The organism is Bradyrhizobium sp. B025, from assembly GCF_042257955.1.
GTDB lineage: Bacteria > Pseudomonadota > Alphaproteobacteria > Rhizobiales > Xanthobacteraceae > Bradyrhizobium > Bradyrhizobium diazoefficiens.
Genome location: NZ_CP170150.1, coordinates 7167473 through 7190890 on the forward strand (window position 1 = coordinate 7167473; position 23418 = coordinate 7190890).

The window sequence follows — 23418 nt, forward strand, 5'->3', positions numbered from 1 at the left end:
CGGCCGCCGAAGGCGGCCTATGCCTCTCCCGCAAGCGGGAGAGGTTAGAAAAACAACTGGAGCCACGACCATGAACATCCAGACGCCGGTTAAAGTGGACAAGGCCGAACGCATGCGCAGGGCGCGCGAGGAAGCCTATGCGACCCCGCTCGCGCAGTTCCACCCCGGCGCCCCCAGGCTGTTCCAGGACGACATGCTGTGGCCGTGGTTCGAGCGGCTGCGCAAGGAAGAGCCGGTGCATTACTGCACCAACGCGCCGATCGAGCCGTACTGGTCGGTGGTGAAATACAACGACATCATGCATGTCGACACCAATCACGGCATCTTCTCCTCCGACTCGACGCTCGGCGGCATCTCGATCCGCGACGTGCCGGAAGGCTACGACTATCCGAGCTTCATCGCGATGGACCAGCCCCGGCATTCGGCGCAGCGCAAGACGGTGTCGCCGATGTTCACGCCGACGAATCTGGACGAGCTGGCAAAGTTGATCCGCCAGCGCTCGCAGACCGTGCTCGACAACCTGCCGCGCAACGAGACCTTCAACTTCGTCGAGCGCGTCTCGATCGAATTGACGACGCAGATGCTGGCGACGCTGTTCGACTTCCCCTGGGAGGAACGGCGCAAGCTGACCCGCTGGTCCGACGTCTCGACCGCGCTGCCCAAGAGCGGCATCGTCGCCTCGGCCGAAGAGCGCCGCCGCGAGATGGACGAATGCTACGCCTACATGTCCAAGCTGTGGAACGAGCGCGTCAACTCCGCCCCGCGCAACGATCTGTTGTCCCTGATGGCCCATAACGACGCCACGCGCTTCATGGACCCCGACAACCTCATGGGCAACATCATCCTGCTCATCGTCGGCGGCAACGACACCACGCGCAACACCATGACCGGCTCGGTGCTGGCGCTGAACGAGAACCCCGAGCAATACGACAAGCTGCGCGCCAACCCTGCGCTGATCGACTCCATGGTGCCGGAGGTGATCCGCTGGCAGACCCCGCTCGCCCATATGCGGCGCACCGCGCTGCAGGATACCGAGATTGGCGGCAAGCAGATCAAGAAGGGCGACCGCGTCGTGATGTGGTACGTCTCCGGCAACCGCGACGAGGAGGCGATCGACCGCCCGAACGAGTTCATCATCGACCGCCCGCGACCGCGCACCCACCTCTCCTTCGGCTTCGGCATCCACCGCTGCGTCGGCATGCGCCTCGCCGAACTCCAGCTCAAGATCGTCTGGGAGGAGATGCTGAAGCGCTTCGACCGCATCGAGGTGGTCGGCGAGCCCAAGCGGATCTATTCAAGCTTCATCAAGGGGTATGAGTCGCTGCCGGTGCGGATACCGGGGTAGCGATTACGCCGTCCTTGCGGCGCATTAGACTTTATCCCCTCACCCTGAGGAGCGCGCTCTTTCGCGCGCGTCTCGAAGGGCGAGGCCGAGAGCCGGGCCTGCATCCTTCGAGACGCGCGAAGACGCGCTCCTCAGGATGAGGATCGGGCCCCTGGCCCAGCTATAAAATTCCGGCATGACAGGTCGCGCCAGATGCGAAGGCAAGATGGCGCGCGGCTGTTCTACGACAAGGCATCTAACTCAACTTGATGTCCCACAGGCCTTCCTTGCGGCAGGCGGCGACCTCCTCGCGCAGGAGCGCGGTGATGGCCAGCGAGGCCGTCGAGGCCGGGCGGTCGATCGGAGAAGCGAAAATGAGCTCGCGCGTCATCGGCTTGGACACGACAGCGGTTTCCAGCCGCCCGTCCGCGACCTCGCCATGGACCGACGAGGGCGGCAGCAGCGCGAAACCGAGCCCCTCCTCCACGAGGCTCGTCAGCACGCGAAACGAATCCGCCTCGAGCTGGACGTTGAGCTTGATCTTGCGCTGGGCGGCGGCGTGCTCGATCAACGCACGGAGGCCGTGGGAATGACTGGGCAGCACCAGCCGCTGCCGGAGCAGCCAGCCGATCTCGACGCTCTTCTTGCGCGCGAGGCCGCAGCCGCGCGGGCCGACCGCGACGATGTTGTCGCGGCCGAGGCTCTGCACGTTGAGATGCAGATCGGCCGAGCGGCCGTAGAGGATGGCGAGATCCATCTCGCCGCGGTGCAGCCATTCGACCAGGTGGCCGCTGTAGCTCTCGACAATGCGCAGCGAAATGCCGGGAAATTTCTCGACGCAGCGCCGCGCGAAGCGCGCCGACAGCACGCAGCTCACGGTCGGAACCAGGCCAAGCACGACCTGGCCGGACGGCGGCCCCTTGGCCGACTGGATGTCGTCGCGGATCTGGTCGATCTGCCGCACGATGCCGGAGGTGCGCGCGAGCAGAAGCCGCCCGGCCTCGGTCAGCACCATGCCGCGGCCGTTGCGCGTGAACAGCTCGATGCGCAGCTCGTGTTCCAGAAGCTTGATCTGGCGGCTGAGCGCCGGCTGCGCCACGCGCAGCGTGTCGGACGCCTTGGAGAGGCTGCCGAGCTCCGCCACGCAACTGAAGGTCCTGAGCTGCCGGAAATCCATGCTTGCCAATCCTCGAAGGCTACTTCATACGCTATAGCAAATGAGCATAGGGGGCGGGCGTTGTTTTCACAACGCCAGAGGATCGGCCGGCGTTATCTTAACTGCCGCTACAATTGGGAAACGCCATGAGTGAAGAACACCACAGCGAAGATCACGCCGACATCCGCGAAGCCGTCGCAAAGCTCTGCGCGCAGTTTCCCGGCGAATACTGGCGCAAGCTCGATCGCGAGATGGCCTATCCGAAGGCCTTCGTCGACGCGCTGACCGAGGCCGGGTATCTCTCGGTGCTGATCCCCGAGGAATATGGCGGCGCGGGCCTGAAGCTTTCCGCGGCGGCCGCAATCCTCGAAGAGATCCAGCGCGCAGGCTGCAATGGCGGCGGCTGCCATGCCCAGATGTACACGATGGGCACGGTGCTGCGGCACGGCAATGCCGAGCAGAAGGCAAAATATCTGCCGAAGATCGCGAGCGGCGAATTGCGCCTGCAGGCCTTCGGCGTCACCGAGCCGACCAGCGGCACCGACACCTCCTCGCTGAAGACCTTTGCGCGCAAGGAAGGCAACGACAGCTACATCGTCAACGGCCAGAAGATCTGGACCAGCCGCGCCGAGCATTCCGACCTGATGGTGCTGCTGGCGCGCACCACGCCGAAGGAGCAGGTCAAGAAGCGCACCGACGGCCTTTCCGTGTTCATCGTCGACATGCGCGAGGCCAAGAACAATGGCCTCGAGATCCGCCCGATCCGCACCATGATGAACCACGCCACCACCGAAGTGTTCTTTACCGACATGAAGGTGCCGGCGGAGAATCTGATCGGCGATGAAGGCAAGGGCTTTCGCTACATCCTCTCCGGCATGAATGCCGAGCGCATCCTGATCGCGGCCGAATGCGTCGGCGACGCCAAATGGTTCATCGCCAAGGCCACGAACTATGCCAAGGAGCGCAGCGTTTTCGGCCGGCCGATCGGCCAGAACCAGGGCATCCAGTTTCCGATCGCGAAAGCCTACGCCTCGATGCGCGCGGCCGAGCTGATGGTGAAGGAAGCCACCCGCAAATACGAGGCCGGGCTCGACTGCGGCGCGGAAGCCAACATGGCGAAGATGCTGGCGGCGGATGCCTCCTGGGAAGCGGCCAATGCCTGCATCCAGACCCATGGCGGCTTCGGCTTTGCCGAGGAATACGACGTCGAGCGCAAATTCCGCGAGACGCGGCTCTACCAGGTGGCGCCGATCTCGACCAATCTGGTGCTGTCCTACGTCGCCGAGCATGTGCTCGGCATGCCCCGCTCGTACTGAGGCAGCAATCATGGGAGCACTTGACGGGATCAGGGTGATTGCGGTCGAGCAGGCGGTGGCGGCGCCGTTCTGCTCCTCGCGCCTGGCGGATGCCGGCGCGGAGGTGATCAAGATCGAGCGGCCGGAGGGCGACTTCGCCCGCGGCTATGACGCGGCAGCCAAGGGCCAGAGCAGCTATTTCGTCTGGCTCAACCGCGGCAAGCAGTCGGCGGTGGTCGATCTCGCCACCAAGGAAGGCTGCGCCGAACTGGAGAAGCTGATCGCGAGCGCCGACGTGCTGATCCAGAACCTCAAGCCGGGCTCGATGGACAAGCTCGGCTTCTCGCGCGAGCGGCTCTTGAAGGACTATCCGAAGCTGATCTCGTGCACGATCACCGGCTATGGCGACGAGGGTCCCTACGCGCACCGCAAGGCCTATGACCTCTTGATCCAGGCCGAGAGCGGGCTTGCCTCGATCACCGGCAACCCTGATGGCGCCTCGCGCGTCGGCATGTCCATTGTCGACGTCGCGACCGGCGCCACCGCGCATGCGGCGATCCTGGAGGCGCTGATCGCGCGCGGGCGCACCGGCAAGGGCGCAGACATTCGCATCTCCATGTTCGACGTCATGGCCGACTGGTGCACCGTGCCGCTGCTCAACTCGGAGGCCGGCAATCCGCCGAAGCGCATGGGGCTGCGTCATCCCTCGATCGCACCCTATGGCGTGTTCACCTCGAAGGACGGCAAGGACATCCTGATCTCGATCCAGAGCGAGCGCGAGTGGAAGACGCTCTGCGTGAAGGTGCTTGACCAGCCCGACCTGCCGGCCGATCCGCGCGTCGCCAACATGGTGGAGCGCGTGCGCAACCGCGATTTCACCGACAAGACGGTGGCCGATGCCTTCGGCAAGATGACGCGCGACGAACTGCTGAAGCGGCTGTCGGATGCCGACATCGCCTTTGCCGAGGTCAACACCATGGCCGACCTCACCAACCACCCGCATCTGCGCCGCATCGAGGTGGACACGCCGAACGGCCGCGTCAGCTATCCCGCACCGGCGCCGATCATCGTCGGCGAAACGCGCAGCTATGGTGCCGTGCCTGGCATCGGCGAACGTCCACCCAGGAAATAACAAGAGCGAGGCATCATGACCGGGAAGCTCGACATCGATCACTTGCGGCAATGGATCGGCCGCAGCACGGAGGCCACCGACATCGTCACCGCGCAGCTCGTCATGGGCTTGCGCGCGACGCTGTTCCAGGAGGTCGGCGAGCCCAAAAAGGGCGATGCCGCACCGTTCACGGTGCACTGGTGCCTGGCGCAGCCGGTGTTTCCGATGTCGATGCTCGGCCCCGACGGCCACCCCACCCGCGGCGGCTTCCTGCCGCCGGTGCCGCTGCCGCGCCGGATGTGGGCCGGCGGCGAGATCGAATTTTTGCAGCCGCTCTGCGTCGGCGATGAATCGACGCGGACCTCGCGCATCGCCGACGTCACGGTGAAGACCGGCTCGACCGGCACGCTGTGCTTCGTCGCAGTCGAGCACACCGTGACCTCGCCGCGCGGCATTGCCATCCGCGAGCGGCAGGACATCGTCTATCGCGAGATGACGAGCGGCGCGCCCGCTGGCGCCAAGGCCCCGCCTCCGCCACCGAAGGCGCAGCATCGCGAGACCCACGTCTCCGATCCCGTGCTGCTGTTCCGCTATTCCGCGCTGACCTTCAACGGCCACCGTATCCATTACGACCGCGACTACGTCACCAAGGTCGAGGGCTATCCGGGCCTGATCTTCCATGGGCCGCTGCAGGCGGCGCTCATCATCGAGATGGCGGCCAAGCTTCGCGCCGGCAAGGCGCCTCGGAAGTTTACCTATCGCGGGCTTCAGCCGCTGTTCGAGGGCACCGAGTTCTCCGTCAACGCCAATGACGGCGGCGAGAGCATGGAGCTGTGGACCGCGAACGCGGAGGGGCAGCCGACGATGAAGGGCACGGCGGTGTGGTGATAGATACACCGTCATTCCGGGGCGGTCCGCAGGACCGAACTATGGTGCGCAATTACGCACCTGAGAATCTCGTCATTCCGGGTTCGCTTCGCGCCCCGGAATGACGAGCCAAACAATAAGCATTCAGGGACGGAAACCATGGCAAAGAACGGCAAGGCCGGCAGCAAGGCCGTCACCGTCAAGCAGGCCACGATCGACCTGCTGCGCTCCTTCGGCATCGACAGGGTGTTCGGCAATCCCGGCTCGACCGAACTGCCGTTCCTCAGTGACTGGCCCGACGACATCGACTACGTGCTGGCGCTCCAGGAAGCCTCCGCGGTCGGCATGGCCGACGGCTACGCGCAGGCGACGCGCAATGCCGGCTTCGTCAATCTGCATTCGGCGGCTGGCGTCGGCAACGCGCTCGGCAACATCTATACCGCGCATCGCAACCAGACCCCGCTGGTGATCACCGCGGGCCAGCAGGCGCGCTCGATCCTCCCCTTGCAGGCGTTCCTCTATGCCGAGCGCGCGTCGGAGTTTCCGCGGCCATACGTGAAGTACAGCGTCGAGCCGGCGCGGCCCGAGGACGTGCCGGCCGCAATCGCGCGCGCCTATTACACCGCGATGCAGCCGCCCTGCGGGCCGACCTTCGTCTCGATCCCGATCGACGACTGGACGCATGCCACGGCGCCGGTCGAGGCGCGCAAGGTCAGCCGCGAGATCGGACCCGAGCCGGAGGCGATGAAGGCGCTGGTCTCGGCGTTCGGTTCAGCAAAACACCCTGCCCTCGTCGTCGGCCCCGGTGTCGACCGCGCCGGCGCGGTCGATCTGATGGTACGCGTCGCCGAGAGAGCCAAGGCGAGCGTCTGGGTCAGCCCGTTCTCGGCGCGATGCTCGTTCCCCGAGCGTCATCCGCAGTTCGCGGGCTTCCTCCATGCCTCGCCGGCGCAACTCTCCGACGCGCTGCGTGAGCACGATCTCGTCGTCGTGGTCGGCGCCCCCGTGTTCACCTTCCATGTCGAAGGGCATGCCGCAATCTTCGACGGCGGCGCGACAATCTTCCAGATCACGGACGATCCCGATGCGGCGGCGGTTACGCCGGTCGGCACCAGCATCGTCGCCACGATGAAGCCGGCGCTGAGCCTGCTGCTCGACCTGCTGCCGGAGAGCAAACGGGCGACGCCCAAAGGCCGCACGCTGCCGCCGGCGCCGCAGGCCGCCGATCCGCTGCCGGTCGAATTCCTGCTGCACTCTCTGTCGCAGGCGATGCCCGACGGCGCATCGCTGGTCGAGGAAGTACCCTCGCACCGGCCGGCGATGCAGAAGTTCATGCCGATGCGCGGCCAGGACAGTTTTTACACCATGGCGAGCGGCGGCCTCGGCTACTCGCTGCCGGCGGCGGTCGGCATGGCGCTCGGCAAGCCGAAGAGCCGCACCGTGTGCCTGATCGGCGACGGCTCGGCGATGTATTCGATCCAGGCGCTGTGGACCGCCGCGCAACGCAAGCTGCCGCTGACCGTCGTCGTCATCAACAATTCCGGCTACGGCGCGATGCGCTCGTTCAGCCAGGTGATGCAGGTGAGGAACGTGCCCGGGCTGGAATTGCCGGGGATCGATTTCGTACGGCTTGCGGAGGGCATGGGCTGCCACGCGGTGCGGGTGAGCAAGGCGGCAGAGCTCGGCGAGGCGCTGAAGCGCGGGATGGCGCACGAGGGCACATGCCTCGTCGAGGTCATCGTGGATTCGGCGGTGCCGGTGCTGTACGGGCAGAAGCATTAGGGACGCGCTGTATCTCCTCATCGTCGTCCCGGCGAAGGCCGGGACCCATAACCCCAGGGGGTAGTTGTGGCGCGAAGGTGCCCACTACCAGTCTTCGTCAAACTCCTCCCTGTGGGTATGGGTCCCGGCCTTCGCCGGGACGACACCAAATTTGTCGCGCCACCACCGCAAAGCTACGACGCCAAGAATCCTCCGTCGGCGGCCAGCACGTGCCCGACCACGTAGGACGACGCATCCGACGACAGCCACACCACGGCCTCCGCGACTTCCTCCGGGCTCCCCATCCGCCGCAACGGCAGGCCTGCGGCTACCGTCGCGACGTCGCCGACGCCGGCACGCAGCATCATGTCGGTGACGACGCGGCCGGGGGCGATGGCGTTGATGCGGATGCCGCGCGGGGCGTTCTCCATGGCGGCTGAGCGCGTCAGCGAGATCGCCGCGGCTTTCGAGGCCGAATAGAGCGAGAAGCCGGGATTGGGATTGCGCACGCCGCTGACGGAGGCATTGACGACGATGCTGCCGCGGCCTTGCGCCAGCATCGCCGGCAATTGATGGCGCAGGCACAGGAACAGCGCGCGGACATTGGTGTCGAACACGCTGTCGTAGATCTCCGTGCCCTGCTCTTCCAGCGGCGCGCGGCGCTCCTGGAAGCCGGCATTGTTGAAGGCAACATCGAGCCGGCCGCAACGCTCGACGGCGGTTCCGACGAGGCGCGCGACGTCGTCCTCGCGCGTGATGTCGGTCTTGAGCGCGATCGCGGCCGCGCCGATCTCGCGGCACGCAGCGGCGGTCGCCTCGATCTCGGCTTCGCGCCGGCCCGCAATGATGAGCGCTTCCGCGCCTTCGGACGCCATCCGTAGCGCGGTGGCGCGGCCGATGCCGCTGCCGCCGCCCGTCACCAGACAGACCTTGCCCCTCATCCGCTGACCAGCCGGCAAAATTCCGCTCATGGGCCACTCCAAAAGGCTTGCGGGCGCCGCTGCACGCATATAGTTGTATGATACAACTATATGCCGGGAGTCAAGATGGCCGGGCTTTCGCTGATCGACGACATCCGCGCCGCCTCGCGCCTGATGGTGCGCGAGCTCGGCTTCATGGATGCGACGGTGGCGGCGTCGGACTATCCGCCCTCAGCCGTGCATACCATTCTGGAGATCGGCATCCGCGGGCCGATGACCTCGGGCGAGCTCGGCGATTTCCTGCGGCTGGAAAAATCCAGCGTCAGCCGCCTGGTGCGCAAGCTGATCGATTGCGGGGAACTGAAGGAGACGCCTGACGAGCTAGACGCACGCAGCAAGCTGCTGTCGCTGACGGCCAAGGGCCGGCGCACGCTGGAGGCGCTGCATGAATTCGGACGGCAGCAGGTGCGCGGCGCACTGGCGGCATTGACGGAGGCCGAGCAGCGCACGGTGCGCGAGGGCATGATGCTCTATGCCCGGGCGTTGCGGCAGAGCCGGATGGAGGACGAGGCGGAGTCGGCGGCGTGAGGTCCGTAGCCCGGATGAAGCGGAGCGCAATCCGGGGCTTCTCACAACGCGGAAAGACTGTCCCGGATTACGCTTCGCTCCATCCGGGCTACGACACTGTCATTCCGGGGCGGTGCGAAGCATCGAACCCGGAATCTCGAGATCCCGGGTTCGGTCCTACGGACCGCCCCGGGATGACCTAACGGGTCACTTCCCGAACTCTTCCCGCATCTTCGCCTGGATCTTCGCCATGCCGCCGATCCAGCGGTCGTAGTTCTCGGTCTTCTTTCGCATGTAGCCGAGCACCTGGGGGTGTGGCAGGATCAGGAAGGTCTCCTGCGCCAGGCCCGCGAGCACGTCACTTGCGACCTGCTCGGGCGTAAGATCGCCGTCGCCGGATTGCGGGCCCTTCGGGATCGAGCGCAGCATGTTGGTGTCGACGCCCTGCGGGCAGAGGATCGAGACCTTGATGTTGTCGGCCTTGTGCGAGATCGCGAGGTTCTCGGCAAAGCCGACCGCGGCGTGCTTGGTGGTGGAATAGGCGGGGCTGCCGACCTGCGACAGCAGGCCCGCGGCCGAGATGGTGTTGAGGAAATAGCCGCCGCCCCGCGCCTTCATCCGCGGGACCAGATGCCGGGCCGCGTAGACATGCGCCATGACGTGGATCGCCCAGCTCCGCTGCCAAGGCTCGTCGGAGGCGCCGCCGGCATTGACCGACATCGGATCGAAGCCGCCGCCGATGCCGGCATTGGAGCAGAACAATTCGATCGGTCCGAACTGCCGCTCGGTCTCCTCGATGACGTGGGCGATCTCTTTTTCCTGCGCGACGTCGCATCTGAAGGCTGCGCCATCGACCATGGCAGCGACTGCCCTGGCGTTGGCGGCGTCCATGTCCGCGACGACGACCTTGGCTGCGCCCGCCTTGTGAAACGCCTCGCACAGCGCCTTGCCGATGCCATTTGCGCCGCCCGTGACGACCACGACCTTGCCGGTCACCTGCATGCGACGTCTCCTCTTTTCTTATAGCGCTTCGCTTGTCTTATACCGCTCTTATACCGCTTGGCTTATTCCGCGTCGCGGGTCCTGCTCAGCTCAACACGAGGTCGAGCACCGCGGTATAATGGCACGCCGCACCGGCCAAGACAAAGCCGTGCCAGATCGCATTCTGGAAGCGCAGCCGCCGCCAGGCATGGAAGATCACGCCGAAGCTGTAGAGCAGCCCGCCCGCAAGTATGAAGCCCAGCACCAGCGCAGGCAGCGCCTTGACCACGGCGTCGTAGAGCATCACGCCGCTCCAGCCCATCGCGAGGTAGATGCCGACCGCGACGCGGTCGAACCGGCCGGGATAGCGCAGCTTCAGCACGATACCGACGATCGCCACGCACCAGACGCAGACGAGCAGCGCCAGCGCGAAGACGCTGGCTTTCAGCTCCAGGATGAACGGCGTGTAGGTCGCGGCGATCAGGAGATAGATCGCCGAATGGTCGAAGCGCCGCAGCAGCCATTTGACCGGCGAGACCGGCCAGAGATTATAGGTCGCCGACAGCACCAGCATCGAGAGCAGGCCGGCGACATAGATCGAGACCCCGACGATGTCGGTGGCGTCGGCATAAAGCACCGCAAGCACCACCAGAACGGTCGCGGCGACGGTACCGGAGAACACACCAACCGCATGGATGATCCCGTCGGCGATCAGCTCGGCCCGGTCGTAGTTCCAGCCGATCGCGTCGGCTGCAGCATGGACGGAGGTGGATGCAAACTGTTTCAATTGGAAGACGGTCATGGCAATCCGCAAGGCAAGACAATGCCCTTGTTGTATGGGTCTTTCGGGATCGGCGCGTCGTTCAAACGGCTGATTTACCGACAAAGGCGGTGGAAGTATGAAGCTTGATTTTCCTCATGCAATTGCCACCTTTGTGAACAGCTTCACTTTTCCGCCCGCCGAGATCCCCTAACGTTCACATGGCATTCAGTTTCCAGGATATGGTCGAAGAGGCGCGCCTGTCGGCCCGGGCGCTGATCGACTATGGCGAGCACTTCTTCAATCCGACGGTGCGGCTCGGGGTCACCGGCCTGTCGCGGGCCGGCAAGACGGTGTTCATCACCGCGCTGATCCATGGGCTGACGCGCGGCGGCCGGTTTCCGGTATTCGAAGCCTATGCCTCGGGCCGGATCGCGCGGGCGCATCTCGCGCCGCAGCCGGACGATGCCGTGCCGCGCTTTGCCTATGAGACCCATCTGCGCGCGCTGGTCGAGGAACGGCACTGGCCGAATTCGACCGTCGACATCAGCGAGCTTCGCCTCGTCGTCGACTACCAGCGCCACAACGGCGCCGATCGCACCCTGACGCTCGATATCGTCGACTATCCCGGCGAGTGGCTGCTCGACCTGCCGCTGCTGCAAAAGAGCTACGAGCAATGGTCGACGGAGAGTCTTGCGCTCTCGCGCGAGGCGCCACGCGCTCATCTTGCCGCCGGCTGGCACGCGCATCTTGCCACGCTCAAGCCTGACGCGCGCGAGGACGAGCAGGCGACACTGACAGCCGCAAAGCTCTTCACCGATTATTTGCGCGCGTGCCGCGAAGAACGCTTTGCCATGAGCCTGCTGCCGCCCGGCCGCTTCCTGATGCCCGGCAATCTCGCAGGCTCCCCGGCGCTGACCTTCGCGCCGCTCGACGTGCCCGTCGGCGGCCAGGCGCCGGACGGCTCGCTGTGGGCGATGATGGTGCGCCGCTTCGAAGCCTACAAAGACGTCGTGGTGCGTCCTTTCTTCCGCGATCACTTTGCGCGCCTCGATCGCCAGATCGTGCTGGCCGATGCGCTCGCCGCGTTCAACTCCGGACCCGAGGCGCTGCACGATCTCGAAGCCGCGCTCGCCGGCATTCTCGACTGCTTCAACATTGGCCGCAGCACCTTCCTCACCAGCCTGTTTCGGCCGCGCATCGACCGCATCCTGTTCGCGGCGACCAAGGCGGACCACCTGCATCATTCCAGCCACGACCGTCTCGAGGCCGTGCTCCGCCGCGCCGTGACGCAGGCGGTGGCGCGCGCGGAAAATACCGGCGCGCAGATCGACGTGGTGGCGCTCGCCGCGGTGCGCGCCACGCGCGAGGCGCAGGTCGCCCACGGCCGCGACAAATTGCCGTCGATCCTGGGAACACCGGCGGCGGGCGAAAGCGCCGGCGGCGAGTTCTTCGACGGCAACACGGAGGTTGCGACCTTTCCCGGCGACCTGCCCCTGGATCCCGAGCCGCTGTTCAACGGCACGGATGCCTTCCGCGGCCTCTCGACCGAGGCCGCCGAGAAGAGCGACTTCCGCTTTCTGCGCTTCCGCCCGCCAAAGCTCGCGCGAGAGAGTGACGGCGAGCCGGCGCTGCCACACATCCGCCTCGACCGTGCCTTGCAGTTCCTGATCGGAGACAAGCTCTCATGAACGAGCGATCCCCGCCGCGGCGGCCGGCGACGTTCCGGCTCGACGATCCCGGCGTCGTCGTCACCGAAGCCGACGAGACGGCGCGGCTCGGCCGCGGCACCATCCAGATCACGCCGGAGCACGATCCGGCGACATTGCCGGTGCCGATTGAAGCCGTGCTGCCCGCACGACGCGGCCTCCCCTGGGGCGCGCTGTTCTGGTCCGGCCTTGCCGGGCTGACGCTGCTCGGCGTCGGGCTCGGCGTGGTTCATCTGATCGAGGATTTGTTTGCGCGCAGCGAAAGCCTCGGCTTCGTCGGGCTCGCCTTCGCATTCGTCACCGCGCTTGCGCTCGCGGTGGTGATCGGGCGCGAGGCGTATGGACTGGCGCGCCTCGCGACGATCGAGAAACTGCATCAGCGCGCGGCCGCCGTCCTTGCCAGCGACGACCGCAAGGAGAGCCGCGTCATCGTGCAGGACCTCCTGAAGATCGCGCACCAGAATCCGCAGCTCGCACGCGCCCGCGCCACGCTGGAGAGCCACACCGGCGAGATCATCGACGGCGCCGACATGATCCGCCTCGCCGAGCGTGAATTGATGTCGCCGCTCGATGCGGAGGCGCGACGGCTGGTGTCGTCAGCGGCGCAAAAGGTCTCGATCGTCACGGCCGTTTCGCCCCGCGCGGCGATCGACGTGATGTTCGTGTTCGTCGCCGCGCTGCGTCTGATCCGCCAGCTTGCGTACCTGTATGGCGGACGGCCCGGCGCGCTCGGCATGATCCGCCTGCTCCGCCACGTCATCGCCCATCTCGCCATCACCGGCGGCATGGCCGCGAGCGACAGCCTGGTGCAGCAGATGCTGGGCCACGGGATTGCAGCGAAGCTGTCGCAACGGCTGGGCGAAGGCGTGCTCAACGGATTGCTGACGGCGCGGCTCGGATTGGCCGCGATCGAGGTGACACGCCCGCTGCCCTTCGCGGCGCTGCCGCCGCCGAAGCTGTCGGATCTCGCGACGGATCTGCTGCGGAAGAAGGAGGGCGAGGAGGAGTAGCTTCTTCGCCTCTCCCCGCTTGCGGGGAGAGGCCGGAGCGCATCGCCAGATGCGATCCGGGGGAGGGGGACTCTCCGCGAGTCCAACTGTCACCTCCCCCGCGGAGACTCCCCCTCACCCCAACCCTCTCAGCGCGAGCGAAGCTCGTCGCGCATCGGCCTTCGCCAAGGCTTCGGCGGACAAGAGCGGGGAGAGGGAGAGGAAAGCCAGCACGCGCCACTGGAACAGCGGCGAATCCTTCGGCGGGGACAGCTCCGGGGTCCAGCCGGTGAGCTTTTCAAGCACGTAGGTATCGGTCAGAACACCGCGCCAGCGGCGTTCGACCCGACCGAGCTGCTCGCGCTTCGCGGGAATGTCCTCCCACAGCGATAAACGATTGTCGGGCTCGCGCCCGACATAGATGCCGGCGCGGCCCTTGATCCGATCGATGCCGGGATCGCGGAAATCCTGGAAGCGGCCGCGCTCGTTGATCTCGATGACAGGCACGCGGCCCCTGAACAGCCAGCGCATCATGGCATAGGTGCGGTAGTCCGTGGTCGCGATCCAGGTCGCGCCGGTCTCGTCCAGCGCAGCCTGCGCGCGCGCTGCAACCTGCTCGTAGCCGGCTTCGGCGCCGATCGGATCGATCTTGCCGAGGAAATTCCAGGGCGCGGCGACGTAGTAGAGGAACACGATGACGACGAAGGCGATGCCCGAGACGATCGCCGTATTCGCCCAGAACAGGCTCGACCGGATCATCCGCGCCGACCATTTTTCACGCGGCAGCATGACGAGGTTCACCGCGGCCGCGGCGAAGCCGACCGGCCACATGAACATCGGCCAGGTGTCGCCGACCCGGAGCGTCAGCGATTTCGCGAGGAAATAGAGGAACGGCACCAGCACCGCGGTGGACAGCAGGATCGCGACCGGCTCGCGCGAGCGATAGCCGCGCCATGCCGTGATCACGAGGCCCGACAGTACCACCGGGAACATGACGAAGCCGACGAGACCGAATTGCAGGCCGATGTAGTCACCGACGGTGCGGAGCGAGATGCCGTAATTGGCGGTGGCGCGCACGCCCTGGAACCGGAACGAGGCCCAGTCGTGCTGCGCATTCCAGATCAGCACCGGCGAGAACACGGCGATCGCAACCAGCACGGCCAGATAAGGGTAGGGACTGCGCAGCCAGCGCCAGCGCCAATCCGGCACGAGAAGAAAAGCGGCCACCGCCGGCGCGAACATGATCACGGTGAATTTCGACAGCATCGCCAGCCCGGCGAACAGCCCCGCTGCCAGCCACCAGCATCCGTCATCGCTCTGCGCCAGCCGCACCAGCGACCAGATCATCGCGACCGCGAACGGGATCATGGCAACGTCAGGCGCGACCTTGGCCATCAAGAGGCCGTAGTAGAGCGCAGCCTCCGGCATCAGCACCGCCAACACGACCGCACGCGCATCATGGGTGAGGCGGCGGACGATGTCGGCGAGCAGGAGTTGCGTCACCAACATCGCGACGATGCCGCCGAAACGAACGCCGAGCGCAGTGTCACCGAAGATCGCGGTGCCGAAACGGATGAGCCAGGCGATGCCCGGGGGATGATCGAGGAAGCTGAGCGCCGCCTCCTTCGACCAGGTCCAGTAGTAGGCCTCGTCGGTGCGCAGCTCGATCGCGGAGGCGTAGACGATGCGCAGCAGCGTCATCGCGGCGATGACGAGCACGGCAGCAAGGATGAGACGGCGTTCGGCGCCGTCTGGCTTCGCGGAGATGTCGGGAGCGATCGTCACGGCCGCGCTTTTCCCCGACTTGGGAGGGGGAGTCAATGTGGGGGATATTGCCGCCATCTGCTGTCGTCCCGGACCAACGAGCGAAGCGAGTGCAGATCCGGGACCCATACCCACAGGGAGGGGTTTGGCGAAGACTCGGAGTTACCAGCCTGCCCGCAACTACTCCCTGTGGTATCGCGACGAGCGCAAGCGCTCGCGCGGGGGTCCCGGATCGGCGCGCGCCTGTGGGCGCGCTTGTCCGGGACGACAGCGGAGGCTGACCGCGGCAGCGCGCCTTTGCCCACCCTACGGTTTCGTAACCTTGCCGCGCATGTGATCCCGAAAACTGTCCACCGCTGGAATTAAACGCTAGGCTGGCTGTTCTCCTTCATGAACTGATACAACCGAATCATGGCCACCGCTCCTGTCCACATGCCCGAACTCGTCCGCGCGACCAGCGTGCGGCAGGTGCGGCTTGTCTGCGGCGTCATCCTGTTCTCCTATGTGATCAGCCATTTCCTCAACCATGCGCTCGGCAACGTCTCGGTCGATGCCATGGAGGTCGGGGTCTACTACCACACCACATTCTGGCAGTTCCTGCCGGTCGCGATCGTGTTCTACGCCGCCGCGCTCACCCATATGGGGCTCGGCATCTATGCGCTGTATCAGCGGCGGCAGTTCCGCTGGCGAACGATCGAGCCGCTCCAGCTCGTGCTGGGCTTGAGCATCCCCGCCCTGGTCATGGCGCACGTGATCGGTGTGCGGCTCGGCCAGACGCTGTACGGACACCAAAAACTCTATCCGCAGGAACTCTACCTGTTCTTCGTCGCGTCGAACCGCATCTGGACCATGACGATCCTGCTGATCATCGCCTGGATCCACGGCTGCATCGGCATTTATTTCTGGCTCCGCCTCAAGCCATTCTTCACGCGCGCCGCGCCCTATCTGCTCGCGGCCGCAGTGCTGATCCCGACGCTGGCGCTGCTCGGCGTCTATCAGGGCGGCCGCAGCGTCGCGATCGAAGCCGACGACGGGGAATGGCGCACGCACAACCTCACCCGCCGCCAGGTCGGCACGGTCGCGGAAGCCGACACGCTCGACCGCATCACCGGCGGCCTCACCATCGGCTATGTCGGCCTGCTCGGACTGGCGCTGGCCGCGCGCGGCGTGCGCGCCTTGCGCGAGCGGCGCGGCGGCATGATCGCGCTGTCCTACGGCAACGGCAAGACCGTGCGGGTCCCCAAGGGCCTCTCCGTGCTGGAAGCGAGCCTGCGCCACAATGTGCCGCATGCCAGCGTCTGCGGCGGCCGCGCCCGCTGCTCGACCTGCCGCATCCGCATCATCGGCGATCATGGCGCCCTGCCCGAGCCGTCACAGCGCGAGGCCTTCGTGCTCACCCGTGTCGGTGCCACCGACCCTTCGATCCGCCTCGCCTGCCAGTTGCGGCCGACGTCGGATCTCTCCTTCTTCCAGCTCTTCACGGCCCATACGCTCTCGGCGAGCGGGCAGGCCTCGACGCCCGCCAGGATCGGCCAGGAGCGCTATCTCGTCAGCCTGTTCGTGGACATGCGCGGCTCGACGCAGCTGGCCGAAAAGCGGCTGCCGTTCGACACCGTCTTCATCGTCAACCGCTTCCTCGGCGCGGTCTCGCAGGCCGTGGTCGAGAGCGGCGGCCAGCCGAACCAGTTCGTCGGCGACGGCATGCTGGCGCTGTTCGGGCTGTCGGCCGATCCGCAACAAGCCTGCCGGCAGGCGCTGAAGGCCGCCGCTAGCATCGCCACGCATATCGACGAGCTCAACGAGCTCCTGAGCCACGATCTGCGCCAGCCGATCCGCTTCGGCATCGGTATTCACGGCGGCGAGGTCATCATCGGCGACATCGGCTATCGCGATCACATCGTGTTCACGGCGCTGGGCGATGCCGTCAACGTCGCCGCCCGCCTCCAGGACATGACCAAGACGCTGGCCTGCGAGGCCATCGTCTCGGAGGAGGTCCGCCGCACCGCGGGCCTCGCCGACGACGCGCTGCCGCAGCAGGAGGTCGCGATCCGCGGCCGCGACGAGCCGATGGCCGTGCGCGTGGTTGCGGACGCCAGGGAGCTGTCGATGCTGGTCGATCGCGGCGCGCGGGTGGCGGCGTAAGACAACAACGAGCGCGGTGCGCTCCCTCTCCCGCTTGCGGGAGAGGGTTGGGGAGAGGGTGTCTCCGCAACGGGACAGTCCCCTAGAGGAAAGAGCCCTCACCCGCGCCTTCGGCGCGACCTCTCCCGCAAGCGGGAGAGGTGGAGCGCACCACCGTCGCGGCGACAGCTCGACTCTCATTACGAACGCAACACCGGCTTGCTGCAACGCAGCGGCATGGGCCTGCTGCGAAAGCACGAATTGACTTCATCGGCATCGTTGCGACAGATGAATGCAGGATCGCGGTGATGACCGCGAGCCAACGAAAAGCTCCGGAAGGGGACCAGATGTTCGATCGACGCGACCTGCTCAAGGGAGCGGGGCTTGCCGCCATGGCGGCCACACTGAATTCAACCAAAGCGCTGGCGCTGGACACCGTCACCCTGCCCTTCGCCAACGGCGAACGGCCGCTGGTGAAATATCCGCAGAAGCGGCCGATGATCGGCCTGACCAGCCGGCCGCCGCAACTCGAGACCCCGTTCGCGGTGTTCAACGACGGCCCGATCACGCCGAACAACGCATTCTTCGTGCGCTATCATCTCTCGGACCTGCCCTACAATCTCGACCCCGACAAGTTCACGCTCGAGATCAAGGGCAAAGTCGACAAGCCGCTCAAGCTGTCGCTTAAGGACATCCGCAAAATGAAGGCGACCGAAATCGTCGCCGTCAACCAGTGCTCCGGCAACAGCCGCGGCTTCTCTGAGCCGCGCGTCGCCGGCGGCCAGCTCGCCAACGGCGCGATGGGGAATGCACGCTGGCGCGGCGTGCCGCTGAAGACCGTGCTCGAGATGGCCGGCGTGCAGGCCGGCGCCAAGCAGGTCACGTTCAACGGCATGGACGGCCCGGCCAGCGACAAGACGCCTGACTTCGTCAAGGCGCTCGACATCGATCACGCCAGCGACGGCGAGGTGATGCTGGCCTACGGCATGAACGGCGAGGACCTGCCGTTCCTCAACGGCTTCCCGCTGCGCCTGATCGTGCCCGGCTATTACGGCACCTACTGGGTCAAGCACCTCAACGAGATCACCGTCATCGACAATGTCTATGACGGCTTCTGGATGAAGTCGGCCTATCGCATTCCTGATACCCCGAACAATGCAATCGAGCCGGGCACCACGCCGAAGGCGACGATCCCTATCAACCGTTTCACCATCCGCTCCTTCATCACCAGCGTGCCTGACGGCGCCAAGCTGAAGGCGGGAGCTACGACGCTGCGCGGCATCGCCTTCGACGGCGGCAAGGGCATCAAGGACGTCGCGGTCTCCACCGACGGCGGCAAGACCTGGACGAACGCGAAGCTCGGCAAGGATCTCGGCAAATACTCGTTCCGCGAATGGAAGCTGCCGGTGAAGCTCGCGGCCGGCACCGTTGAGCTCAAGGTCCGCGCCACCGGCAACGGCGGCGAGACCCAACCGGATCAGCCGCGCTGGAACCCGGCGGGTTATTTGCGCAACGTCGTCGAAACCGTCCGCGTGACGGTGGCCTGAGGGAGAATGATCATGCAGCGCACCGTTCTCCTCGCCATCTCGCTCACTCTCGCCGCCGGCATCAGTGCCGCGACTGCGGCGCCCGTCAATTACCAACTCCCGGACGAGGTCGCCGCCTTCAAGCCCGGCCCCAATCTCGAGGTCGTACAAGGCAATTGCAGCGCCTGCCACTCGGCCGACTACATCAACACGCAGCCGCCGATGAAGGACAAGAAGGGCTTCTGGCAGGCCGAGGTGACGAAGATGATCAAGGTCTATGGCGCACCGATCGACGATGCCGATGTCGGCAAGATCGTCGATTACCTGGCCGCGACGTATTGACGGAGCGCGGGCCAATTGACCGCGAAACGGGCAAAACCGGCAAAAACGCCGCGAAGTTGAGCGGAATTCGGCAAAAGGCTGATGTGGTTTGAGCTACCAAGCCTGCCACAATCCGCGTATCCTGTTAGGACCGAACCGGCCGGTTGGCGGGGACTGGCGGTTCGAGATCTCGGAGGAAGACCCGCGGAGAAGTCGTGATGGCTAAAGGTACGGTCAAGTGGTTCAACCCGACGAAGGGTTATGGATTTATCCAGCCTGCGTCGGGTGGCAAGGATGTGTTCGTGCATATCTCGGCAGTGCAGAAAGCCGGTCTGTCGACCCTCAACGAGGGACAGACGGTTGAATACGAAGAGATCGCAAACCGGGGCAAGACCTCCGCAGAAAACCTCAAAGTATAAGCCCGCCAGCGTTTCGCTGCCTCCCGGATCAAATCCGGGAGCGAGGCCAAGAAAATTTAGAAGACGGCCAGTGCATTCGACGACGGGCGTTGCGACTGCACACGGATAGCTATTTTTCCCGCGAAGACCGCTCATTCAACGCCACGGCAATGACAATCGCGACGGCACTTCCCTAGCCCACCGGCAACGGTGCGTCGCGCTTGATCTCCTCCATCACCGCGTAGGTCCGCGTCTCGCGCACGCCCGGCATCGACAGCAGGGTCTCGCCGAGGAAACGCCGATACGCCGTCATGTCCGCAAGCCGCGCCTTCACAAGATAGTCGAAGCCGCCGGCAACCATGTGACACTCCAGGACTTCAGGCGCGAGTTTCACCGCGCGCGCAAAGCGCTCGAAATTGTCCGGCGTGGTCTTGTCGAGCAGCACCTCGACGAACACCAGAAGCCCGAGGCCGAGCCGGTGCGGATTGAGTCGCGCGCCGTAGCCTTCGACAAAACCCTCGCGCTGCAAGCGCTTCAGCCGCTCGCCGATCGATGTCGGCGACAAGCCGATGCGTTCGGCGAGCTCGACATTGGCGATTCGCCCATCCTCCTGCAAAATTGAGAGGATTCTCCGGTCTAACCGATCAAGTTCCATATTTTATCTGGCTATAGTGGCATCTATCTTCATTTTCTAAGGCAAATCGACTAACTTGTCTATCGAACTCCGGTAACGTGGGCCTTATCCTGGATTTGAGCCACAGGACACGCCATGCCGAACATCCCGCCTCCCTTCACCGCCCCCTACGCGCCCGATGATGCCGAGATCGCCGCGCGCCTGTTACCGGCGTCGCATCTCAGCCCGCCGCAGGAGGCGCGGATCGACCGCACCGCGACACGGCTGATCGAGGCGATCCGCAAGCGCGACGACCGGCTCGGCGGGGTCGAGGACATGCTGCGGGAGTTCGCGCTCTCGACCAAGGAAGGCCTCGCACTGATGGTGCTGGCGGAGGCGCTGTTGCGCGTGCCGGACGCGCGCACCGCCGATCAGTTCATCGAGGACAAGCTCGGCGAGGGCGACTTCATCCATCACGAGACCAAGTCCACCGCCTTCCTGGTCAACGCCTCGGCCTGGGCGCTCGGCCTGTCGGCGCGGGTGATCCAGCCCGGCGAGACGCCCGACGGCACCATCGGCCGGCTGGTGAAGCGGCTCGGCGCGCCGGCGGTGCGCACCGCCACGCGCCAGGCGATGCGGCTGATGGGCAATCATTTCGTTCTGGGTGAGACCATCGAGCAGGCGCTGGAGCGGGGTAAGCCGCGCTCCGGCCAGAAGACGCGCTACTCCTTCGACATGCTCGGCGAAGGCGCGCGCACCGCGGCGGACGCCAGGCGCTATTTCGACGCCTATGCCAGCGCGATCGAAACGATCGGCAAGGCGGCCGGCAACCATCCCCTGCCCGACCGGCCCGGCATCTCCGTCAAGCTCTCGGCGCTGCATCCGCGCTTCGAGGCGATCAGCCGCGCGCGCGTGATGGTCGAGCTGGTGCCGCAGCTGCTCGATCTGGCGCAGCGCGCCAAGGCCCATGATCTCAACTTCACCGTCGACGCCGAAGAGGCGGACCGGCTGGAGCTGTCGCTCGACGTGATCGCGACAACGCTGGCCGATCCCTCGCTCAAGGGCTGGGACGGTTTTGGGCTCGCGATCCAGGCCTATCAGAAGCGCGCCAGCGCAGTGATCGACTATGTCGACGCGCTCGCCCGCGCCCATGACCGCAAGCTGATGGTGCGGCTGGTCAAGGGCGCCTATTGGGACACCGAGATCAAGCGCGCGCAGGAGCGCGGGCTCGACGGCTATCCCGTGTTCACGCGCAAGGCGATGACGGATCTGAACTACGTTGCCTGCGCGCAAAAGCTGCTCGGATTGCGGCCACGCATCTTCCCGCAATTCGCCACCCACAACGCGCTGACGGTCGCGACCGTGCTGGAGATGGCCGAGGGCAGCAGCGGCTTCGAATTCCAGCGCCTGCACGGCATGGGCGAAGCGCTCTACGAGCAGCTCGCCAAGGATCACGCAGACATCGCCTACCGCACCTACGCCCCGGTCGGCAGCCATCGCGACCTGCTCGCCTATCTGGTGCGGCGCCTGCTGGAGAATGGCGCCAACTCCTCCTTCGTGGCGCAGGCGGCCGATTACCGCGTCCCGGTCCCGGCGCTGTTGCAGCGTCCGGCGGATGCGATCGTCCGGCCGCAGGCGGCGGCCCATCCCAGGATTCCGCTCCCCTGCGATCTGTTCGCGCCGGAGCGGCGCAATTCGCGCGGCGTCGAGTTCGGCGCGCGCACCGCGCTCGACCAGCTGCTGACCGACGTCAAGGCCGAGACAGCCGACCTCAAGCCGATCGCCGATGCAACGCCGGACCAGGCCAATGCAGCGGTGGCCGCAGGGCGCGCGGGTTTCGCCGGCTGGAGCCGGACGCCCGCGGGCACACGCGCGGCGGCGCTGGAGCAGGCCGCGCACCTGTTGGAGAGCCGTAGCGCCCATTTCATCGCGCTATTGCAGCGCGAGGGCGGCAAGACGCTCGACGATGCGCTCTCGGAGCTGCGCGAGGCCGCCGACTTCTGCCGCTACTATGCCGCGCAGGGCCGCAAGCTGTTCGGCAGCGAGACGGCGATGCCAGGCCCGACCGGCGAGAGCAATGCGCTCGCGATGCGTGGCCGCGGCGTCTTCGTGGCGATCTCGCCGTGGAATTTCCCGCTGGCGATCTTCCTCGGCCAAGTCACGGCGGCGCTGATGGCCGGCAACAGCGTTGTCGCAAAACCCGCCGAGCAGACGCCGCGCATCGCGCGCGAGGCCGTAGCCCTGCTGCACGAGGCCGGCATCCCCGAGAGCGCGCTGCATCTCGTCACCGGCGACGGCCGCATCGGCGCGGCGCTGACCGCGCATCCCGACATCGCCGGCGTCGTCTTCACCGGCTCGACCGAGGTCGCCCGCAGCATCAACCGGACGCTCGCGGCCAAGGACGGACCAATCGTGCCGCTGATCGCGGAGACCGGCGGCATCAACGCCATGATCGCCGATGCCACCGCGCTGCCGGAGCAGGTCGCCGACGACGTCGTGACTTCGGCGTTTCGTTCCGCCGGCCAGCGCTGCTCGGCGCTGCGGCTGCTGTTCGTGCAGGAGGACGTCGCCGACCGCATGATCGAGATGATCGCGGGCGCGGCACGCGAACTGAAGATCGGCGACCCCAGCGACGTCGCAACCCATGTCGGGCCGGTGATCGACGTCGAGGCCAAGCAGCGCCTCGATGCGCATATCGCGCGGATGAAGACGGAGGCGCGGCTGCACTTTGCCGGTCCCGCGCCGGAGGGCTGCTTCGTCGCGCCTCACATCTTCGAGCTCACGGAGGCCGGCCAGCTCACCGAGGAAGTGTTCGGCCCGATCCTGCATGTCGTGCGCTATCGGCCCGAGAACCTCGAACGCGTGTTGCAGGCGATCGAGCGCACCGGCTACGGGCTCACGCTCGGCGTCCACTCCCGCATCGACGACAGCATCGAGGCGATCATCGACCGCGCCCAGGTCGGCAACATCTACGTCAACCGCAACATGATCGGCGCCGTGGTCGGCGTGCAGCCGTTCGGCGGCAACGGCCTGTCCGGAACCGGCCCGAAGGCCGGCGGCCCGCACTACCTCGCGCGCTTTGCGACCGAGCAGACCGTGACGATCAACACGGCTGCGGCCGGCGGCAATGCTGCCCTGCTGGCTGGGGAGGAGTGAGTCCCGGAAGGAGCGTTGCATCCCGCCGAAACATCGGTCTAATGCTGCCATGATCCGGCCCGCGCCAATTCCAGCGCGC

General features: G+C 66.0%; 19 protein-coding genes. 13 read left to right on the top strand and 6 right to left on the bottom strand.

Features of this window, described 5'->3' with window-relative positions; all coding sequences use genetic code 11:
• Nucleotides 1-70: 70 nt before the first annotated feature.
• Nucleotides 71-1345, top strand: coding sequence for a cytochrome P450 (locus ACE10W_RS33805; RefSeq protein ID WP_304548284.1), 1275 nt, complete (start codon nucleotides 71-73; stop codon nucleotides 1343-1345).
• 235 nt (nucleotides 1346-1580) lie between these two features.
• Here ACE10W_RS33805 and ACE10W_RS33810 read toward each other — a convergent pair whose 3' ends face one another.
• Complete coding sequence (locus ACE10W_RS33810; protein ID WP_304548285.1) at nucleotides 1581-2501, bottom strand: LysR substrate-binding domain-containing protein; 921 nt, start codon at nucleotides 2499-2501, stop codon at nucleotides 1581-1583.
• 125 nt (nucleotides 2502-2626) lie between these two features.
• On the opposite strand from ACE10W_RS33810, the gene ACE10W_RS33815 reads away from it, so the two are divergent.
• The 4 genes from ACE10W_RS33815 (at nucleotide 2627) to mdlC (ending at nucleotide 7535) form a co-directional block, all read left to right on the top strand.
• The gene (locus tag ACE10W_RS33815) at nucleotides 2627-3796 is read left to right on the top strand and encodes an acyl-CoA dehydrogenase family protein (RefSeq protein WP_304548286.1); all 1170 of its coding nucleotides are present in this window, start codon (nucleotides 2627-2629) and stop codon (nucleotides 3794-3796) included.
• A gap of 10 nt (nucleotides 3797-3806) precedes the next feature.
• On the top strand, nucleotides 3807-4907 hold the full coding sequence (locus ACE10W_RS33820; protein WP_028172943.1) for a CaiB/BaiF CoA-transferase family protein: 1101 nt from the start codon (nucleotides 3807-3809) through the stop codon (nucleotides 4905-4907).
• Nucleotides 4908-4922: 15 nt separating this feature from the next.
• Entirely contained in the window at nucleotides 4923-5774 is an 852-nt protein-coding gene (locus tag ACE10W_RS33825) for a MaoC family dehydratase N-terminal domain-containing protein (protein ID WP_028172942.1), read from the top strand.
• A gap of 138 nt (nucleotides 5775-5912) precedes the next feature.
• The gene (mdlC, locus tag ACE10W_RS33830) at nucleotides 5913-7535 is read left to right on the top strand and encodes a benzoylformate decarboxylase (RefSeq protein ID WP_304548287.1); all 1623 of its coding nucleotides are present in this window, start codon (nucleotides 5913-5915) and stop codon (nucleotides 7533-7535) included.
• A 173-nt stretch (nucleotides 7536-7708) separates the two neighbouring features.
• On the opposite strand, the gene ACE10W_RS33835 is transcribed toward mdlC, so the two are convergent.
• Nucleotides 7709-8485, bottom strand: coding sequence for an SDR family NAD(P)-dependent oxidoreductase (locus ACE10W_RS33835; protein WP_028172940.1), 777 nt, complete (start codon nucleotides 8483-8485; stop codon nucleotides 7709-7711).
• A gap of 75 nt (nucleotides 8486-8560) precedes the next feature.
• Between ACE10W_RS33835 and ACE10W_RS33840 the strand changes: the two genes are divergently transcribed.
• On the top strand, nucleotides 8561-9022 hold the full coding sequence (locus ACE10W_RS33840; RefSeq protein WP_162185893.1) for a MarR family winged helix-turn-helix transcriptional regulator: 462 nt from the start codon (nucleotides 8561-8563) through the stop codon (nucleotides 9020-9022).
• A 186-nt stretch (nucleotides 9023-9208) separates the two neighbouring features.
• Here the strand turns inward: ACE10W_RS33840 and ACE10W_RS33845 are convergent, their stop codons facing one another.
• Both ACE10W_RS33845 and ACE10W_RS33850 read right to left on the bottom strand, forming a co-directional pair.
• Nucleotides 9209-10003 carry an SDR family oxidoreductase gene (locus tag ACE10W_RS33845; protein ID WP_011089986.1) on the bottom strand — a complete coding sequence of 265 codons (795 nt, stop codon included), beginning with the start codon at nucleotides 10001-10003 and terminating at the stop codon, nucleotides 9209-9211.
• Nucleotides 10004-10088: 85 nt separating this feature from the next.
• The gene (locus ACE10W_RS33850) at nucleotides 10089-10784 is read right to left on the bottom strand and encodes a hemolysin III family protein (RefSeq protein WP_011089987.1); all 696 of its coding nucleotides are present in this window, start codon (nucleotides 10782-10784) and stop codon (nucleotides 10089-10091) included.
• A 179-nt stretch (nucleotides 10785-10963) separates the two neighbouring features.
• On the opposite strand from ACE10W_RS33850, the gene ACE10W_RS33855 reads away from it, so the two are divergent.
• Nucleotides 10964-12433 carry a YcjX family protein gene (locus ACE10W_RS33855; protein ID WP_028172939.1) on the top strand — a complete coding sequence of 490 codons (1470 nt, stop codon included), beginning with the start codon at nucleotides 10964-10966 and terminating at the stop codon, nucleotides 12431-12433.
• Nucleotides 12430-13461 carry a YcjF family protein gene (locus tag ACE10W_RS33860; protein WP_028172938.1) on the top strand — a complete coding sequence of 344 codons (1032 nt, stop codon included), beginning with the start codon at nucleotides 12430-12432 and terminating at the stop codon, nucleotides 13459-13461. The genes ACE10W_RS33855 and ACE10W_RS33860 overlap by 4 nt, the downstream gene beginning before the upstream one ends.
• A gap of 114 nt (nucleotides 13462-13575) precedes the next feature.
• On the opposite strand, the gene ACE10W_RS33865 is transcribed toward ACE10W_RS33860, so the two are convergent.
• On the bottom strand, nucleotides 13576-15141 hold the full coding sequence (locus tag ACE10W_RS33865; protein WP_304553902.1) for a glycosyltransferase family 39 protein: 1566 nt from the start codon (nucleotides 15139-15141) through the stop codon (nucleotides 13576-13578).
• A gap of 474 nt (nucleotides 15142-15615) precedes the next feature.
• On the opposite strand from ACE10W_RS33865, the gene ACE10W_RS33870 reads away from it, so the two are divergent.
• The 4 genes from ACE10W_RS33870 (at nucleotide 15616) to ACE10W_RS33885 (ending at nucleotide 19591) form a co-directional block, all read left to right on the top strand.
• Nucleotides 15616-17346, top strand: a complete 1731-nt coding sequence (locus ACE10W_RS33870; protein ID WP_304548288.1) for an adenylate/guanylate cyclase domain-containing protein — start codon at nucleotides 15616-15618, stop codon at nucleotides 17344-17346.
• 326 nt (nucleotides 17347-17672) lie between these two features.
• On the top strand, nucleotides 17673-18872 hold the full coding sequence (locus ACE10W_RS33875) for a molybdopterin-dependent oxidoreductase (protein ID WP_304548289.1): 1200 nt from the start codon (nucleotides 17673-17675) through the stop codon (nucleotides 18870-18872).
• 12 nt (nucleotides 18873-18884) lie between these two features.
• Nucleotides 18885-19193, top strand: coding sequence for a cytochrome c (locus ACE10W_RS33880; protein WP_304548290.1), 309 nt, complete (start codon nucleotides 18885-18887; stop codon nucleotides 19191-19193).
• A gap of 197 nt (nucleotides 19194-19390) precedes the next feature.
• Complete coding sequence (locus ACE10W_RS33885; protein ID WP_008563500.1) at nucleotides 19391-19591, top strand: cold-shock protein; 201 nt, start codon at nucleotides 19391-19393, stop codon at nucleotides 19589-19591.
• Between the two features lie 172 nt (nucleotides 19592-19763).
• On the opposite strand, the gene ACE10W_RS33890 is transcribed toward ACE10W_RS33885, so the two are convergent.
• Nucleotides 19764-20225, bottom strand: coding sequence for an Lrp/AsnC ligand binding domain-containing protein (locus tag ACE10W_RS33890; protein WP_011089995.1), 462 nt, complete (start codon nucleotides 20223-20225; stop codon nucleotides 19764-19766).
• Between the two features lie 114 nt (nucleotides 20226-20339).
• Between ACE10W_RS33890 and putA the strand changes: the two genes are divergently transcribed.
• Entirely contained in the window at nucleotides 20340-23339 is a 3000-nt protein-coding gene (putA, locus tag ACE10W_RS33895) for a bifunctional proline dehydrogenase/L-glutamate gamma-semialdehyde dehydrogenase PutA (RefSeq protein WP_304548291.1), read from the top strand.
• The last annotated feature ends 79 nt before the right edge of the window (nucleotides 23340-23418 follow it).

Bases quoted from the DNA above. Each gene is read 5' to 3' on its own strand.
- ACE10W_RS33835 (WP_028172940.1), bottom strand. From the start codon at position 8,485: ATGAGCGGAATTTTGCCGGCTGGTCAGCGGATGAGGGGCAAGGTCTGT.
- ACE10W_RS33820 (WP_028172943.1), top strand. From the start codon at position 3,807: ATGGGAGCACTTGACGGGATCAGGGTGATTGCGGTCGAGCAGGCGGTG.
- ACE10W_RS33865 (WP_304553902.1), bottom strand. From the start codon at position 15,141: ATGACGCTGCTGCGCATCGTCTACGCCTCCGCGATCGAGCTGCGCACC.
- ACE10W_RS33860 (WP_028172938.1), top strand. From the start codon at position 12,430: ATGAACGAGCGATCCCCGCCGCGGCGGCCGGCGACGTTCCGGCTCGAC.
- ACE10W_RS33840 (WP_162185893.1), top strand. From the start codon at position 8,561: ATGGCCGGGCTTTCGCTGATCGACGACATCCGCGCCGCCTCGCGCCTG.
- ACE10W_RS33815 (WP_304548286.1), top strand. From the start codon at position 2,627: ATGAGTGAAGAACACCACAGCGAAGATCACGCCGACATCCGCGAAGCC.
- ACE10W_RS33825 (WP_028172942.1), top strand. From the start codon at position 4,923: ATGACCGGGAAGCTCGACATCGATCACTTGCGGCAATGGATCGGCCGC.
- mdlC (WP_304548287.1), top strand. From the start codon at position 5,913: ATGGCAAAGAACGGCAAGGCCGGCAGCAAGGCCGTCACCGTCAAGCAG.
- ACE10W_RS33875 (WP_304548289.1), top strand. From the start codon at position 17,673: ATGTTCGATCGACGCGACCTGCTCAAGGGAGCGGGGCTTGCCGCCATG.
- ACE10W_RS33880 (WP_304548290.1), top strand. From the start codon at position 18,885: ATGCAGCGCACCGTTCTCCTCGCCATCTCGCTCACTCTCGCCGCCGGC.
- ACE10W_RS33810 (WP_304548285.1), bottom strand. From the start codon at position 2,501: ATGGATTTCCGGCAGCTCAGGACCTTCAGTTGCGTGGCGGAGCTCGGC.
- ACE10W_RS33850 (WP_011089987.1), bottom strand. From the start codon at position 10,784: ATGACCGTCTTCCAATTGAAACAGTTTGCATCCACCTCCGTCCATGCT.
- ACE10W_RS33855 (WP_028172939.1), top strand. From the start codon at position 10,964: ATGGCATTCAGTTTCCAGGATATGGTCGAAGAGGCGCGCCTGTCGGCC.
- putA (WP_304548291.1), top strand. From the start codon at position 20,340: ATGCCGAACATCCCGCCTCCCTTCACCGCCCCCTACGCGCCCGATGAT.
- ACE10W_RS33845 (WP_011089986.1), bottom strand. From the start codon at position 10,003: ATGCAGGTGACCGGCAAGGTCGTGGTCGTCACGGGCGGCGCAAATGGC.
- ACE10W_RS33890 (WP_011089995.1), bottom strand. From the start codon at position 20,225: ATGGAACTTGATCGGTTAGACCGGAGAATCCTCTCAATTTTGCAGGAG.
- ACE10W_RS33885 (WP_008563500.1), top strand. From the start codon at position 19,391: ATGGCTAAAGGTACGGTCAAGTGGTTCAACCCGACGAAGGGTTATGGA.
- ACE10W_RS33870 (WP_304548288.1), top strand. From the start codon at position 15,616: ATGGCCACCGCTCCTGTCCACATGCCCGAACTCGTCCGCGCGACCAGC.
- ACE10W_RS33805 (WP_304548284.1), top strand. From the start codon at position 71: ATGAACATCCAGACGCCGGTTAAAGTGGACAAGGCCGAACGCATGCGC.